This is a genomic window from Paenibacillus sp. PDC88 (genome assembly GCF_900106725.1).
Taxonomy (GTDB): Bacteria; Bacillota; Bacilli; order Paenibacillales; family Paenibacillaceae; genus Paenibacillus; species Paenibacillus shunpengii.
Genome location: NZ_FNNT01000021.1, coordinates 17,144 through 31,537 on the forward strand (window position 1 = coordinate 17,144; position 14,394 = coordinate 31,537).

The window sequence follows — 14,394 nt, forward strand, 5'->3', positions numbered from 1 at the left end:
GCAGTTTGTTGTGTCGGCTGTGATATTCAATAAACGAATGAAAGAATAAGCGGATTAAAGGGCACAAATGAGAAGTTGTTATAACGTTCATTATGAGACGGACAGATGACGTTGATGGAAATATTCAAGTTGGTTTAGTAAAAAGTGCAGGAGTGTGTACCCGTGGCAAATATTATTGATATCGCAAAGCTAGCAGGCGTATCCACCGTATCAAGGGTAATAAATAATCATCCTTATGTCTCGGAGTCGAAGAGGAAAATGGTACAGCGAGTAATTGATGAGCTTGACTTCACTCCAAACCGGTTAGCTGTTGATTTAATCCGTAAGGAAACAAAATGCATCGGTGTGATCATACCATACAACAACAATCAAGCCTTTGATCAACTGCTCCATGGCGTACTCAATCGATCGATTGAGCATGATTATTCTGTAATGGTGCTTCCTACGAAATACGATCCTGCTAAAGAGCTTCGCTGCTTAAACATGTTGAAAAATAAACAATTGGACGGAGTCATTATCACTTCTCGTTCTAATGATTGGAATTCAATCCTTCCGTATAGTAAATATGGAACTATCGTTGCATGCGAGTTCACTGATCATCCCCAAATTGGGTGTGCCTATATTGATCGGTATGCATCTTTCGTGGACGCATTCCAGTTGTTGAAGGACAAAGGTCATTCACGCGTCGCGTTTACAACAGCAAGAGACGAAGAGAGTAGCAGCACACAGTTGACGATAAAAGCATACAAGCAAGTATTCAGTGATTTGTCACCAGTGTATCATTTGAATGATTGTCAAACGATGGATGACGGGTTTATAGCAGCACAGCGACTGCTTAATATGGAAGACAGACCCACAGCTATATATGCTAACGGTGATGAGGTCGCGGCAGGAATGTATCAGTTTGCAAAAGACATGAATTTAAGTGTACCGGAGGATCTGGCGATTATTGGCCAAGAAAATCAACCGGTTGGGATTGGACTGAGCCTATCTACCGTTGATCATCAGTTAGTAAAAGTTGGTGAACAAGCCTTTGATCTTACAATGGATAGAACCAACAATAAAGTAAAGATTCCCTACCAAATCATTATACGTCAGTCTACTTAGCTATTGACCTGAAAAGGATTTCATACTTTAGCATACGAATAGGGTTCATTACTTATCATGCTAAGGAGGATGAAATGATGTACAACACCGTTATTTTTGATATTGACGGAACATTAATCAACACAGAACAAGCGGTGTTAGGCTCATTACAGAAGCTGCTGGAGAAGAACTATAATCGGAAAATGAAACAGGAAGATCTCGCATTTGCGCTTGGGATACCGGGAGCCGTATCTTTGGGGCAACTCGGTATCGAAGATATTGAATATGCGAATAAATGCTGGAATGATCTGATGAATGATTTCCGGCATACCATTCACGTATTTGAGGATTTTCAACAACTGCTTGCTAATCTGAAGATACAATCCGTTGCAACTGGAGTTGTGACGTCCAAGACTAAACGAGAGTATCAAGATGACTTCGTTCCTTTTGGTCTCGCTTCTTACTTGCCGTATGTGGTATGTGCAGATGATACAGATCGGCACAAGCCTCATCCTGACCCACTAGTTAAATTTCTAGATATATCTGATGCAAAGGCGGAAACCTGCATTTACATCGGTGATACGATCTATGATTACGAATGTGCCAGAGGCGCCGGAGTAGACTTTGGATTAGCATTATGGGGATGCAAACAACCTGAGGCGATTCCAGCAAAATTTAAGTTCGCGAATCCAGAAGATATTCTTGTTCTTTGGGATGACATGAAGTAAGTAATGATAAGTAAAAAAAGGGGAGATGAAATGATGAGTTTTAAAGTGACAGAGTACGTTAACGAGAGATTAGAAGAGATTGAAAAATTAAAAAGCGAAACATTCGATTGGTTAAAAAACGTAACTAAGACTGTTGATGAGCTTACAAAAGAAGAAGAAATAGAAATCTTAGAGAAAAAAATGATTTATTATTCTGCTTCTGGCGCACTAGAGGAGCTAGGCAGATTAAAAGAGAAATTAGATGAATAGTTTATTGTTGAAACGATGGCAAGGCGTAACCAGAAGACTGTGACATAGAACGGGTTACCGGGGGACAATAATATATTCTGATTACCGATTAGATGTATATCTAATCGGTTTCCACACGTTAAATTCAAGCTAGCAAGCAGGTTATCAATATTACAAGAAAGAATAGCAAAGCTTACTTCTCTCCCCAAGATTTAATTCACATGAGCTTGAACTATGAACTTTCTTCAGTAGAAAACGAAGAGGTTTGTTTCCGATAAGCTGAAGGAGAATGACCTGTCATTTTCTTAAATAATTTTGAAAATAAAAGTGGATCCTCGTAGCCCACCGAGCGTGCAATATCACCAATCGATAAATGAACGTGATGTAAAAGTTCGCATGCTCTGTTCATTCGATACATGATGAGAAAAGCTTGTATGCTATGACCCGTGTACTCTTTAAATACAGTGCCTAAGTAATTGCGCTGCAAACCGATGCTCCTTGCGATGCCTTCCACCGTAATTCTACTGTCATAATTTAATTTAATAAAATCAATGACTTGGTTTATGTATTTTTCTTTTGGGTTATGAGAAACTACATTTTTAACTTCAGTGCTTCTTTGTGCCAGTTCACCAAAGTACATATACAAAAGTCCATTTAAATAGATGCTGCGTCCCTGAGCATTCGTATTTGTCCTCAACATCGTTTCAACATATTGAGTTAAGGAGCCGTTATTCATATAAAAAATAGGCACTTCGTTTGAAAGTCCTGCTTCAAAGAGCAAATTTTCAGCAGATGTTCCATTAAATCCAATCCAGCAATAATGCCATGGACGCTCATGATCTGCTTTATAAAAAGCGACTTTTTCAGGACAGAGAAGGAATCCGTCACCTTTTTTAAGTGTGTAGCTCTTTCCTTCATACTGAAACACACCTTCACCATCTAGAATATAATGTATTTTGTAGTATTCACGTATGGACGGGCCGAAGGAGTGTCCAGGCTTACAGGCTTCCATACCGAATTGGATTAAATAGAGATCATGCAAATGAGGGTTCGGTGAAATAAATTCGGTCATGCAGATATCTCCTTTGTCGTAGCTTAAACGTTTTGATATATAAATTTAACAGTACCACATTACGTACATGATCGAATAGATCTCGCATCTAATCCCTAAGAGATAACATACATAAAACCATAAGAGAAACACATTGTGACATTATAAACACTTTTCTTTTCTTGTAAGATCTAACTAGTAATACGAACCTAGTATTTGTTAGTTAATTTGTACACAGAGGAGAAATAGTCATGATATATCAGGCGAATGATCAACGGTACAATAGAATGGAATATGAGCGGTCCGGAAAAAGCGGCATAAAATTCCCTGTTATTTCACTTGGATTATGGCAGAATTTTGGAGGCAATAAACCCTTCGAAGAATCAAGGGCGATGATACGGCGTGCATTTGACCTGGGTATCACACATTTTGATCTAGCCAATAACTATGGTCCTCCTGCAGGATCAGCTGAGGAAACATTTGGGGGAATACTCAAGAAAGACATGATGCCATATCGCGATGAAATGCTAATATCAACAAAAGCGGGGTATTATATGTGGCCCGGGCCATATGGAGAATGGGGCTCTCGTAAAAATTTGCTCGCGAGTTTGGATCAAAGCTTGAGACGAATGGGAATCGATTACGTTGATATTTTTTATCACCATAGACCTGATACAGATACTCCCTTGGAAGAGTCGATGAGCGCTCTTGCACAAGCCGTGAAACAAGGGAAAGCACTATATGTCGGTTTGTCCAACTATGGTCCGGAAGAAACAAGACGAGCTGCTGAAATTCTTAAGGAGCTTGGAACACCGCTCCTTGTTCATCAGCCTAACTATTCTATGCTGAATCGGTGGATTGAGGAGGGTCTAACTGAAGTGCTGCAGCAACAAGGCATAGGATCCATCGCATTTTGTCCGCTTGGTCGTGGCCAATTAACAGGCAAATATGTAGACAAGTTGGAGCATGAATTGAATTCCGGCGAACTCACGTTGAAGCCTCAGGCGGTAACTGCAGAAAGACTCGCTAAATTTCGTGAACTAGAATCCATTGCAGCTCACCGCGGACAAAGCTTGGCACAAATGTCACTTACGTGGGCTTTGCGAAAAGGTGGAGTTACCTCCGTGTTAATCGGAGCAAGCAAGGTAAGCCAGATTGAGGAAAATGCAGCATCCTTATCTTTCCCAGCATTAACCGAAGACGAACTTAAAAAGATCGATAGCGTGCTAGAACAAATAGGGAATTTCCCTTGGTAATGAATTGAACATGTGCTTTAATAGACGTGTGTGAAACAAAATAAAACACTTTCAAGGGAATACATCTTATCGTAAAGATATGGAGAACAACCTTGGAGGTGTTTTTCATTTGTTCTCAAATCATGCCATAGATCTAACGGGTGGTACTTCCATATCTTCAATCGTTCGTTTAGGTGGAAATTCAATAAATCTGGAATCATATTGACCGAACGTGATCATAACGAAACAAATCCGAGCATTTGTAGTATCTATTTAAGACATATTCATTAGCTTCACTTTTTTTGGAGGATATCAACATGAAGAACAAACTTATATCTGGGATAATATCAGCTGCGCTAATCTTAAGCCCGATTGCTGCTCATGCAAATCATTACGTTACTGTCGATGGCAAAATGCTTGATAATCGAGTATACGTGCCCATCCGAGAAACTGGCGAGCAGTTAGGAGCTAAAATATCTTGGAATCAAAAAACAAAGACTGCTGTTATCCAGAAAGACGGGAATCAACTAGTTGCTAAAGTTGGTCCATATGTCAAAATACTAGACGGACGTGTTTATGTTCAGCTCCGTGAAGTGAATGATACTTTTTTTGATCATGATCCCATTGGATGGTCTTCAAGTCATCTTATGGCAAGTAATAATCATTTTTATGTCTCAGTTGCTCCATTAGAAACGAGTACCGCATTAAAACTGGCTTCGGCATCCATTTCCAACAAAAAAGAACGCGCTGAGCTAGTTGAGAAAGCGAACGGTGCAGAACTTACTGGAGAGCTAACTTGGGAAGGGTTCAATAAATTTAAGGTTAATTATTCTGTTGAATGGAAGACCGGAGACTACTCTTACAGAACTGGAAATATTGAGATTAAATTGAAAAGGTCCGGAGAAAAATGGATTCCATATTCATATCAATACGATGAGTCTTGGGGAGTTATAGTTCCCTGAATTCCGAAAGCCTGAGGTTCCAGGGCAGGTTTCATAAAAAACTAAACGGCCGCTCCCCGGTAAAGTACCGGGAAACGGCCGCAACTTAATTCTTGGCTTTTTTTGTAATGTCTACTTGACAGGGTTAAGACAAAAGTACGACGCCACCGCCGTATAAAGATCAAGGTGATACTAAACTATTTTCCTTTGGGGACTCCCTTTACTAATTTCCTGTAGGCAAGAGGACTGAGTCTCGTCTTTTTTTTGAATGATTCAATAAAATAACTTTGGCTGCTGAATCCTATTGATTCAGAGATGCGAATTCAACGATCCTGCCTGGTGTGACCATTGGAGATGGTGCGGTCGTTGCTGCCGGTGCTAATTTTGATGGATACAAAGTGATTGACGGGATGTTTAACGCAACTTTCCATTTTTTATAACGTATTAATTTATGGAATTATTGGGCGGTTTGAAAAACTATTTTATAAGGATGAAAAAATGAAAGGACGAAATCCATAATTATGCGTTTATTAACTTTACTTTTTTCATTTATCCTGATAACTGGTGTTATAGGATGTTCACAATCTGACAAAGATACTGTTCGAACTTATATGAATCAAATGAAACAATTAAATCAAGAAAATTCAGTCATCGATACAATAGTTTCAAAAACTGATTTGGAAGGGAAGAGTGGAGATATTATAGGATCTCATCGAGATCCTGGTGATGATATCGGAAATATATATAGGATCGTTGATGAACTTGACTCTCTTAATGAAGTCGTTGATAAGCCCCAAATACCTGAATATTATTATGAAATGTTAATAAGTGCACAGGATAAGAACAGCCTAAAAACATTCGATATTAGAATTTTAGTAGACCCTGATATCACTTACATCAAATGGATTGATATTAATTCGAGTGATAAAAAAATGGAAGGTATTCAGATAAATAAAGATTATGAATTATCCGAAAATCTGAAAACTGACATTAAACAAATACTTAACTCAGTTAGTGATTAATGAAGTGTTTGTCTTAAAACAATATTGAGGTGTTGAATGATTTGGCAGTAACCTTTTTTGTTGCAGATTCTTTAGCTGAGTGTATAAATAATTATGAGTTAGTACAATTTGATGAAGATATTCATAGTATCATTTGGAATGACAAAGCAAACTTACCTGAGATCGCAAAAATATTGTATAGTCTAGACCCCTTCGATGTTAAATGTTTTATGGCTTCCGAAGTGGAAGATCTTAAGATCGTTTGTTCCGAGTTGCAGTTGGTGTATAGAGATAATGAGCAGATGATAAACTTTTTTATATCCCTTATGAAATTATGCAATATTGCCTGTCAACAAAAGAAGCATATCATTGCAGTAGGGGATTAGTTCTCCTAGAGGGATCACATACGAGTCTAATTACTGCGAACTGCACCCCAATAGTTAGAAATCATCTAACTATTGGGGTGCAGTCTTTTTTTACGGGGTTATAATCAAGAACAGTGATGCAGGAGAGTTTATTGACTTAGCGAATACTCTACAAATGAAGTTATATACGAAGCTCGTAGATAAGACGATAGCCGAAAGAAGTTCTAAGTTTAGGAGGTGTCTATATGATATTAGAAAGAGTTATAAATAGAATTGTAATACAAAGTGAATATAAGGATTTTGTTGATAAGTATATAGATCATATACTTACCGAATTTAAAGGTAAGATTCATAGCATTTATATGTGTGGCTCGATTCCAAAAGGAACTGCTAAACCTTTTAAGTCAGATGCAGACTTTACTATTGTATGTGTAAATCCCAAAGATATTGATTACGAAAGATTGTCAGCTATTAAAGACAGGCTTTTGGAAGAATATCCAGTTATAACTAAGATTGATACGATCATTTGCTCGATCGACGATGTATTAAGTAAACCAAATGAGTGGGGTTTTTGGGTTAAGATCATTTGTGTTTGCCTATATGGTGATGACGTTGGCGAGAAAGTACCACCGATCATTATTTCTCCAGAGTTCATTTTAGACTTAAATACAGAGACTAAGGAGGAAGTAGATCGTATACATCGTTCACTTTCTAATGCTAGTGATAACACAATGAAATCAAGATATATTAAAGGTTACTCTAAGAGATTAATTCGTGCATTATATTCTTTGGTTTTAGAAGATACAGGTGTATGGCAAGATGACATTATTAAGATGAAGAATGCCATATTAAACTATTGTAAGATTGACTCCGCTTTAGTTGAATATCTGTATGCATGTTACTTGGATAGTAATGTACCTGTTGAAGAGTTTCTGGGAATTGCAGAAGAAGTATATAGCTATTTTGAGAACGCCTTAAATGCAATGGCTGATTCCAGAACTTCCTTCAGCTAACAGAATTTTTACGATTCTGGTCACTCTGAGCAGCCAGCGACCACACTCAAAATGTCCAACGCCGCCCGAACAGGTTAGCTCAGATAAAAACTCATAAGTAAACTACCTACCTATGTAAAAATCGGTTGTGCCACTACATTAGCCAGTTAAATGAAATGGATCTCTGTCATCTATGATTTTATGAAAATAAAGTAAGAAAAAATAGTTAAAGGATGTTGAGTTAGAATGACTAATCGCTGCAATGAACATTGTCGTAAAAGAATATGATGCCAATTGGGTTCATCAATTTCAAAAGGAAGCAAGATTGATCCGGAATGTTCTTGAAGGTGAAATCCTAGAAATTTATCATATTGGCAGCACAGCCGTTCCAGGTCTCAAGGCTAAACCAATCATTGATATCATGCCGGTGGTTAACAAGATTGAAAACGTGGATGGATTTAATTCAAAGATGATTGATATCGGTTATGAACCCCTTTGAGAGTTTGGGATGGCTGGAAGGAGATATTTTCGTAAAGGAGGAGAAAACAGGACTCATCAGGTGCACTTTTTTCAAGTTGATCATGTATATGAGATCGAACGCCATATCGCTGTTCGGGATTATTTAAAATCGCATCTAAAGGACGTGCAAGAATACGGAGAGTTGAAAGTACATTTAGCCAAGAGATTTCCCAAAGACATCGAAGGATATAGTGCTGGTAAAGATGCATTTGTAAAAGATTTGGAAAGGAGAGCATTATTGTGGTGGCGGGAGAGAATTCAGTAAGAGTAAGAAAATATTATAGACTGCTTATTCCGAAAGTTACATTCATCTTAGATGGTAAGCAGTCATTACAATAGGTATCCACTTTCGTTTATTCGAAGCAATTACCGCATGTGCAGCTCCTTTTTTCGGTTATACGTTCTTCCGAGGCTCAAATCCAACCCTTGCTTAGAGCAATTGCAACGGCATCGATCCGATTCTTCGCCTCGAGTTTCTGAAGGATCTCTGAGATGTAATTACGGATGGTAGCGGGAGACAAATATAATAGCTTGCTAATTTCGCTCACCGAATATCCGGCTCTCAAATAGGATAGAAGCTCAGACTCCCGATTCGTTAAAGGATTCAGTTCTTCGCTCATGGAGAAGGTGAGGAGTGGACTGAATACGCGACTACCCTTATAAATTTTGCGTAAAGATACGGCAAGTTCCGATACGGGGGCGTCCTTTAGGAAATACCCCATCACTCCAGCTTGAATTGCTCGCTGATAATATCCGCTTTTGGCAAAAGTCGTCACGATGGCGATCCGGCATTTACTGCCCTCTGCCATAAGCTGTTCAGCTACGTCCAGTCCGCTTAATAGCGGCATTTCAATATCTAGTACGGCAATATCCGGCGACAGCTTTCGGATCAGCTGCACAGCAAGCTCGCCATTGTCGGATTCTCCGACGATTTCGATGTCCGGTTCCATACCGAGGAGCCGGCTGATGGCGCTTCTTAACATTCCTTGGTCCTCTGCAATGACAATTTTCACCCTGTTTCCTCCTTGGCCCGCGTTCGGTGATGAGGGATGGCAATCGTCACTTTCGTGCGATTCTCAGCATCAGAATCCAGTTCCAGTGTTCCTCCTATTAAAGATAACCGTTCCTTCATGCCCAGCAGACCGGCACCCCATTTCTCCGTTTGATTCTGACCCTTCGCGATGCCGATCCCATTGTCACAAGTGAGTAACAAATAGCGTTCCTTATCTTCCAGGAGCTGAATGGAACATTTTCCTGCCCCGCTATGTTTGACGACATTGGTTATACATTCCCGCAAGCACATGCCAAGAACATTCTGTACGATAGGCATCATTCTTTCCGCGTCCATCCGTACGTGCGTTTCGGCCTCAATGCCGGCAGTTTGAAGAATATGCACAGCACGATGAAGTTCATCTCGGATATCGATGGATTGCATATCATTAACCATTTCCCGGACCTGCAGCAAGGCCGCTCTAGAGATCCGCTGGATATCACCGACTTCAATAATAGCCTCATCGGGACTAGATCGAATAAGTCTCTCCACCAGCTCGCTCTTTACAGTAATCATGGAGAACGTCTGGCCCAGCGTATCGTGCAAATCTCTTGCAATGCGTGCTCTCTCTGCATATTTCACATTTTCTGCGCTGGCATGATAAAGCTTCATCTGCATCTCGTAAGAGACTTGGTACAGTTTGGACACATAGGGAAGGACAATCAAAGCGATAGAGATGGGCAGCCATTCGAACCGAAGAGGTTCGCCGGACAGGTAAGCGGACAGGCAGACTGCGATTGTAAAGCATCCTGCCATGGAACCGACCATCCAGGAAATTCTGCGATACGAGACAAGCATCGACATGGCTAAGGAAGGGTAAAAGCCGAAGCTCATATGCCAAGGAGTATGAACAAGGATGAAGTAGGAAACGACAATAAGCTGAATGCAGATATTCATCTCACGATGCTTCGTATATAGCAGGCTCCTCCAATAACAGAAGGCAAGCAGCAAAAATAGGAATTTATCCAGCCATGCTTCTTGAAGCGGTGTGAAACCATATAAATAGACTGCCGGTATAATCAGAGGTACGAAGGCAAGCCATTTTCTTGAAATCGTATTCATAACACATTCCTATCGTTTTAATTTGGAGAGCGCCGCTTAGTAAGCCAGGTTGGAATCCACGCAATCGACAGGGAGGCTGTTAGCGCATGAAGCGTGTTTGCAATCCCTGCAATATTGGGTTCAGATGGATAAGCCCAGTCATACAGCGATAGAAGTAGTGCCCCCAGAACGGTGACTAGCCCATAGTAGAACCTTGGTTTAGAAGTCCTATCCTGGATCTTGTTATAAATAAAGGCGCCTATTAGATTGACGACGATTGACGCAATCATGATTGAGAAGGGATTCAGCTGTTCAAACCGAAGATCCAGCAGCGCACACAAGACATAATATAGAATAATACACATGATCCCGGAAAGGAATCCTACACTTATACCAACCTTAAAGATTCTGTTCATTTCGTCACCCACTTCATAAGGTTTTGATTACAACCTTAGTGTATCAGCGTCAAAAATCGGTTAGTAGTTATAAATATCATTTTTTGAATCAGCCCTAGACAGCCAGCGGATTATACCCGAATATAATAACGTATATAACTGACACAAAGGAGAGATCGTTTTGGAAAAGAGATCTATCGACCGACTTGAAGGGTTCGTCCAAGCAATTCCCGCTAAAATCGAACAATTGGGCTGCGAGCATATGAGGGTTCCACGGTCTGAAGGGAAATGGTCCAGACTGCAAATCCTGGGTCATCTGTGCGATTCGGCCATTCATAATTTGATTCGGTTCATTGACGCCCAGCATACATCGGGAAGATATACGGTAACTTCATATAACCAAGATGCTTGGGTTGTGGCGCAACGCTATGAAACGGCTTCGGTGGAGGAGGTCCTGGCGCTCTGGGAGAGTGTAAATCTCTCTATTCTTAGAGTCGTTTCCTCTATCCCTGAAGAATCGTTATCTTCAAGTCAGGTGCTGCTGCCGGATGGGGAGATCCGAACCTTGTTGTGGCTAGTGGATGATTATGTCGAGCATATGAATCATCATCTCCGGCAAATTCTCCATGTCGACTGATTCTGAGATGATAAGGATTCAGGAAGTTTAATATAAAAATACAACAAAGGAAGTGTGATCTTTATGGATGTAAATCGTGGAACCTGTGTTCCGCATGGGGTGAATCAGAAAGAAACCGGGTTCGGTTATACGCTGTCCGTTATTGGTGGCAAGTATAAAATGACCATTCTATATTGTCTGGCCGAATACAATGTTCTGCGCCCCAATGAAATGTTGCGTAAAATTAACGGCATTCCTTTCAAGACGTTAAGTATGATGCTAAAAGAGCTCGAAGCTGACGGCTTGATTCTCCGCAAAGATTATGCCCAAATTCCCCCGAAGGTTGAATATTCCTTATCGGAACTAGGGCAATCGATCATTCCAATTTTACATATGATGTGTGAGTGGGGAGAGAAAAACAGGAGGCTTGATTAAACCTCCTGAAGAGTGTATGCCTTACAGAGTGTCTATAAAGCGAAGATATTCATGTGCTCTCACTTCCAATAGGTTGGTCGTCGGTCTATTGTCTTCGACTGTTGACGCTTCGTCGCCCTCCTTACCATAAACAGCAAAGAACGAGCGGTAGTCTGAATTGCAGTAGTGGAACGTTGTTTCAAATGGTGCTAGCAGTTGCTCTAACGAATATTTGTATTTCCCGTCAGAACTATATTCCTCTCGTCTTATCCCGGTTGACACGGCTAGAGCGACTTTTCGATGTTTCATTTGGTTACCGCTGCTTGAACCATAGCCCCAGCCGTAAGTCAGTACATCATCAAGCCATTTTTTCAACAGTGGCGGGCAATTGAACCAGAAGATTGGGAACTGAAATACTAGATTTGCATGCGATTCTACCAATCTCTGTTCGCTCTTTACATCAATGTTCCCGTCGGGGTATGTCTTGTACAAATCATGGACGGTATACTTCTCCGGAAACTTATTTAATTCTTCTACCAGCCGTTTATTAATCGTTGACGTTTCTAAGTTTGGGTGCGTTACAATCACCAGGGTTTTCATGTGACCCCTCCTTTATTCATGAGTATAATGGCGATTGCCTCAAATTATAAGTACGCACATTTTTTTCAGGTACTTACCAAAAGGTAACCGGCGGCTTTACAAGAACTGATAAAAATAGGAGGACTCCGGCCAGAGTTCAGCTTATTATGCTCAACAGCGTTAAGGCGAAGAAGAACTTGGTGCAGCAAATAAGTCGCGGAAATGAAGTGACCCTCAAAAGTTAGACACGGTTATTTCTTCAGGCAGCTTTCTCAAAATGAGTTCGGTACTGTACCGGACTCATTTTGATTTTTGCCTTCAACCGTTTGGTATTGTAGTATTTAATATATTTTTCCAGTTCCTTCTTGAAATGCTCTACACTTTCAAACTTTTTGTAGTATAAAAACTCCGACTTGAGAATGCCAAAGAAATTCTCAATGACGGCGTTGTCATAACAATTCCCTCTTCGTGACATGCTTTGAAGAATGCCTCTCGACTTCAGCACATGGCAATACGTCTTCATTTGGTAATGCCATCCTTGATCTGAATGAAGGAGAAGACGGTGCTTCTCTTGCAGACGCTTCAGTCCTGTATCCAGCATCTCAGATACCAGAGAATAGGTTGGTCGTGAACCGATGGTATAGGTGATAATCTCTCCGTTGAATAAGTCCAAAATGGGGGAAAGATACAGCTTTTCTCCAAATAACTTAAACTCCGTGATGTCCGTCACCCACTTCTCATTTTTGGCGCCTCAGCCGTGAACTGGCGATCCAGATGATTCGGTGCAGTCTTGCCGACTGTCCCTTTATATGACTTATACTTTTTCATGCGCACCAGGCATTTAAGGCCCATCTTCTTCATAAGCCGCTGAATCTTTTTGTGGTTTACTTTCCTTCCGCGGATTTCCAGTTCATCACGAATACGGCGATATCCGTAACGACCCTCATGCTCCATGTAAATGGACTGGATTTCAGATTCTAAATCAGCATTCGAATCGGGTTGACTCATTCTTTTTATAAGGTTGTAATAGGTGCTGCGCGGAATACCAGCCAGCTGTATGAGTGCCACCACCGGATATTTATGCCTTAGCTCCCAGACGGCTTGTGCTTTGTCCTGTTTGGTGACTTTTCCTTGTTTCGAACTAAGGCATTCAACTTTTTTAGATACTCATTTTCCATTTCAAGATGCTTGATACGCTCTTCGAGTGCTTCCACAGACCTTTCAACTACGGATCGTTTGGTAGACGAATTTTCATGGCCCCTTCTTTTTTGGCTCAAGGGCTTCTAGACCGCCTGTCTCCATCTTTCTCTGCCAGGAATACAACATGGAGAAGTCCGGGAGCTTAAACAGAGCAGCGGTATCCATGAGAGAGGCGTTGGATTGAGCCATATAATTGAGTACGTCCAGTTTAAAGCTTGTCGAATAATTTGTATAGCCGTTAGTAAAGACAGACACACCATGCATCTCATAGAGCTTCAACCAATATTGAAATTGAGACTTGGTAACTCCCATTTGATTTGAGTATTCTGTTTGCGATAAATGTTCAGCGTTATACCCTTGAACTATCGCCAATTTTTTATCGCCAGTAAACTTAGTCATAAAAAAATGCACCTCCAACTGTTAGAGTGTGTCTAACAATTGGGGTGCAGTTCATTTTAGCGGCTTTTTTATTTTATCGACACAAGTTCTTGTCCCAGCATCAAAGTTGACAGGAGTTGCATGATTAAATATACTTAATATAGTAACTAACAAAAATATATTAACAAAGATTTATTAATAGAACATAGATTTCACAAGAGCGGAGAAAAGAGGATGAACATATGGAACAATACCTGATTGATACAAACAACGGTTTAGAGTTTGGACTATATACATTGGGGGATCATTTAGCTAATCCTGAAACGGGTAAGCGGATATCTGCCAAACAGCGTATACAGGAAATCATTGAATTGGCGAAGCTAGCAGAACAAGCAGGCATTGAACATTTTAGTGTTGGAGAGAGCCATCAGGAATATTTTGCAACTCAGGCCCACAGTGTTGTCCTGGCAGCCATAGCACAGGCTACAACTACAATGAAAATAGGCAGCTCATCTACAATAATAAGCACCTCTGATCCAGTCAGGGTGTACGAAGATTTTGCAACGATTGATCT

17 protein-coding genes and 3 pseudogenes are annotated in these 14,394 nt (G+C 40.5%); 13 read left to right on the top strand and 7 right to left on the bottom strand.

The genetic code is table 11. The annotated features are described in order from the left end of the window. Window positions 1–162: 162 nt before the first annotated feature. The 3 genes from BLW49_RS27820 to BLW49_RS27830 all read left to right on the top strand — a co-directional run bounded on the left by BLW49_RS27820 (window position 163) and on the right by BLW49_RS27830 (window position 2,063). A complete protein-coding gene (locus tag BLW49_RS27820) occupies window positions 163–1,107 on the top strand; it encodes a LacI family DNA-binding transcriptional regulator (RefSeq protein ID WP_090728114.1) in 945 nt (314 codons plus the stop codon). A 74-nt stretch (window positions 1,108–1,181) separates the two neighbouring features. Beyond that, entirely contained in the window at window positions 1,182–1,814 is a 633-nt protein-coding gene (locus BLW49_RS27825) for an HAD family hydrolase (RefSeq protein WP_256209962.1), read from the top strand. Between the two features lie 30 nt (window positions 1,815–1,844). Beyond that, window positions 1,845–2,063 carry a hypothetical protein gene (locus tag BLW49_RS27830; protein ID WP_143042171.1) on the top strand — a complete coding sequence of 73 codons (219 nt, stop codon included), beginning with the start codon at window positions 1,845–1,847 and terminating at the stop codon, window positions 2,061–2,063. Between the two features lie 211 nt (window positions 2,064–2,274). Here BLW49_RS27830 and BLW49_RS27835 read toward each other — a convergent pair whose 3' ends face one another. Then, window positions 2,275–3,114 carry an AraC family transcriptional regulator gene (locus BLW49_RS27835; protein ID WP_090728117.1) on the bottom strand — a complete coding sequence of 280 codons (840 nt, stop codon included), beginning with the start codon at window positions 3,112–3,114 and terminating at the stop codon, window positions 2,275–2,277. 230 nt (window positions 3,115–3,344) lie between these two features. On the opposite strand from BLW49_RS27835, the gene BLW49_RS27840 reads away from it, so the two are divergent. Continuing rightward, window positions 3,345–4,349, top strand: coding sequence for an aldo/keto reductase (locus BLW49_RS27840; protein WP_090728119.1), 1,005 nt, complete (start codon window positions 3,345–3,347; stop codon window positions 4,347–4,349). Window positions 4,350–4,645: 296 nt separating this feature from the next. Then, entirely contained in the window at window positions 4,646–5,290 is a 645-nt protein-coding gene (locus BLW49_RS27845; RefSeq protein ID WP_090728121.1) for a copper amine oxidase N-terminal domain-containing protein, read from the top strand. Window positions 5,291–5,466: 176 nt separating this feature from the next. Here BLW49_RS27845 and BLW49_RS29570 read toward each other — a convergent pair whose 3' ends face one another. Next, window positions 5,467–5,592 carry a helix-turn-helix domain-containing protein gene (locus BLW49_RS29570; protein ID WP_143042173.1) on the bottom strand — a complete coding sequence of 42 codons (126 nt, stop codon included), beginning with the start codon at window positions 5,590–5,592 and terminating at the stop codon, window positions 5,467–5,469. On the opposite strand from BLW49_RS29570, the pseudogene BLW49_RS28630 reads away from it, so the two are divergent. From BLW49_RS28630 to BLW49_RS27865, 5 genes and pseudogenes are all read left to right on the top strand, one after another. After that, a pseudogene (locus BLW49_RS28630) lies at window positions 5,590–5,709 on the top strand (hypothetical protein); the annotation flags it as partial. The gene BLW49_RS29570 and the pseudogene BLW49_RS28630 overlap by 3 nt on opposite strands. Window positions 5,710–5,790: 81 nt before the next feature. Beyond that, window positions 5,791–6,291 carry a hypothetical protein gene (locus tag BLW49_RS27850; RefSeq protein WP_090728122.1) on the top strand — a complete coding sequence of 167 codons (501 nt, stop codon included), beginning with the start codon at window positions 5,791–5,793 and terminating at the stop codon, window positions 6,289–6,291. 41 nt (window positions 6,292–6,332) lie between these two features. Next, window positions 6,333–6,656 (top strand): hypothetical protein, encoded by a 324-nt coding sequence (locus BLW49_RS27855; protein ID WP_090728124.1) that lies wholly within the window; start codon window positions 6,333–6,335, stop codon window positions 6,654–6,656. Window positions 6,657–6,880: 224 nt separating this feature from the next. After that, window positions 6,881–7,648, top strand: coding sequence for a nucleotidyltransferase domain-containing protein (locus BLW49_RS27860; protein ID WP_090728125.1), 768 nt, complete (start codon window positions 6,881–6,883; stop codon window positions 7,646–7,648). Between the two features lie 241 nt (window positions 7,649–7,889). Beyond that, window positions 7,890–8,411 (top strand): annotated as a pseudogene (locus BLW49_RS27865) (GrpB family protein). Window positions 8,412–8,559: 148 nt separating this feature from the next. Here BLW49_RS27865 and BLW49_RS27870 read toward each other — a convergent pair. Genes BLW49_RS27870 through BLW49_RS27880 form a run of 3 tightly spaced genes read right to left on the bottom strand, consistent with a single transcriptional unit; the run spans window position 8,560 to window position 10,654 of the window. Next, window positions 8,560–9,159, bottom strand: a complete 600-nt coding sequence (locus tag BLW49_RS27870) for a response regulator transcription factor (protein ID WP_090728127.1) — start codon at window positions 9,157–9,159, stop codon at window positions 8,560–8,562. Next, entirely contained in the window at window positions 9,156–10,259 is a 1,104-nt protein-coding gene (locus tag BLW49_RS27875) for a sensor histidine kinase (protein WP_090728129.1), read from the bottom strand. The genes BLW49_RS27870 and BLW49_RS27875 overlap by 4 nt, the downstream gene beginning before the upstream one ends. Window positions 10,260–10,276: 17 nt before the next feature. Next, the gene (locus tag BLW49_RS27880; protein WP_090728131.1) at window positions 10,277–10,654 is read right to left on the bottom strand and encodes a hypothetical protein; all 378 of its coding nucleotides are present in this window, start codon (window positions 10,652–10,654) and stop codon (window positions 10,277–10,279) included. Window positions 10,655–10,814: 160 nt separating this feature from the next. Between BLW49_RS27880 and BLW49_RS27885 the strand changes: the two genes are divergently transcribed. Together BLW49_RS27885 and BLW49_RS27890 are read left to right on the top strand one after the other, a co-directional pair. Further along, the gene (locus BLW49_RS27885) at window positions 10,815–11,270 is read left to right on the top strand and encodes a DinB family protein (protein ID WP_177178857.1); all 456 of its coding nucleotides are present in this window, start codon (window positions 10,815–10,817) and stop codon (window positions 11,268–11,270) included. A 63-nt stretch (window positions 11,271–11,333) separates the two neighbouring features. Then, entirely contained in the window at window positions 11,334–11,684 is a 351-nt protein-coding gene (locus BLW49_RS27890) for a winged helix-turn-helix transcriptional regulator (protein WP_090728134.1), read from the top strand. A gap of 21 nt (window positions 11,685–11,705) precedes the next feature. Here the strand turns inward: BLW49_RS27890 and BLW49_RS27895 are convergent, their stop codons facing one another. Continuing rightward, window positions 11,706–12,263, bottom strand: coding sequence for an NAD(P)H-dependent oxidoreductase (locus BLW49_RS27895; RefSeq protein WP_047911821.1), 558 nt, complete (start codon window positions 12,261–12,263; stop codon window positions 11,706–11,708). Window positions 12,264–12,501: 238 nt separating this feature from the next. Continuing rightward, window positions 12,502–13,841 (bottom strand): annotated as a pseudogene (locus BLW49_RS27900) (IS3 family transposase). A gap of 221 nt (window positions 13,842–14,062) precedes the next feature. Between BLW49_RS27900 and BLW49_RS27905 the strand changes: the two are divergent. Continuing rightward, a partial coding sequence (locus BLW49_RS27905) for an LLM class flavin-dependent oxidoreductase (protein ID WP_143042172.1) occupies window positions 14,063–14,394 on the top strand: 332 nt, incomplete at its 3' end.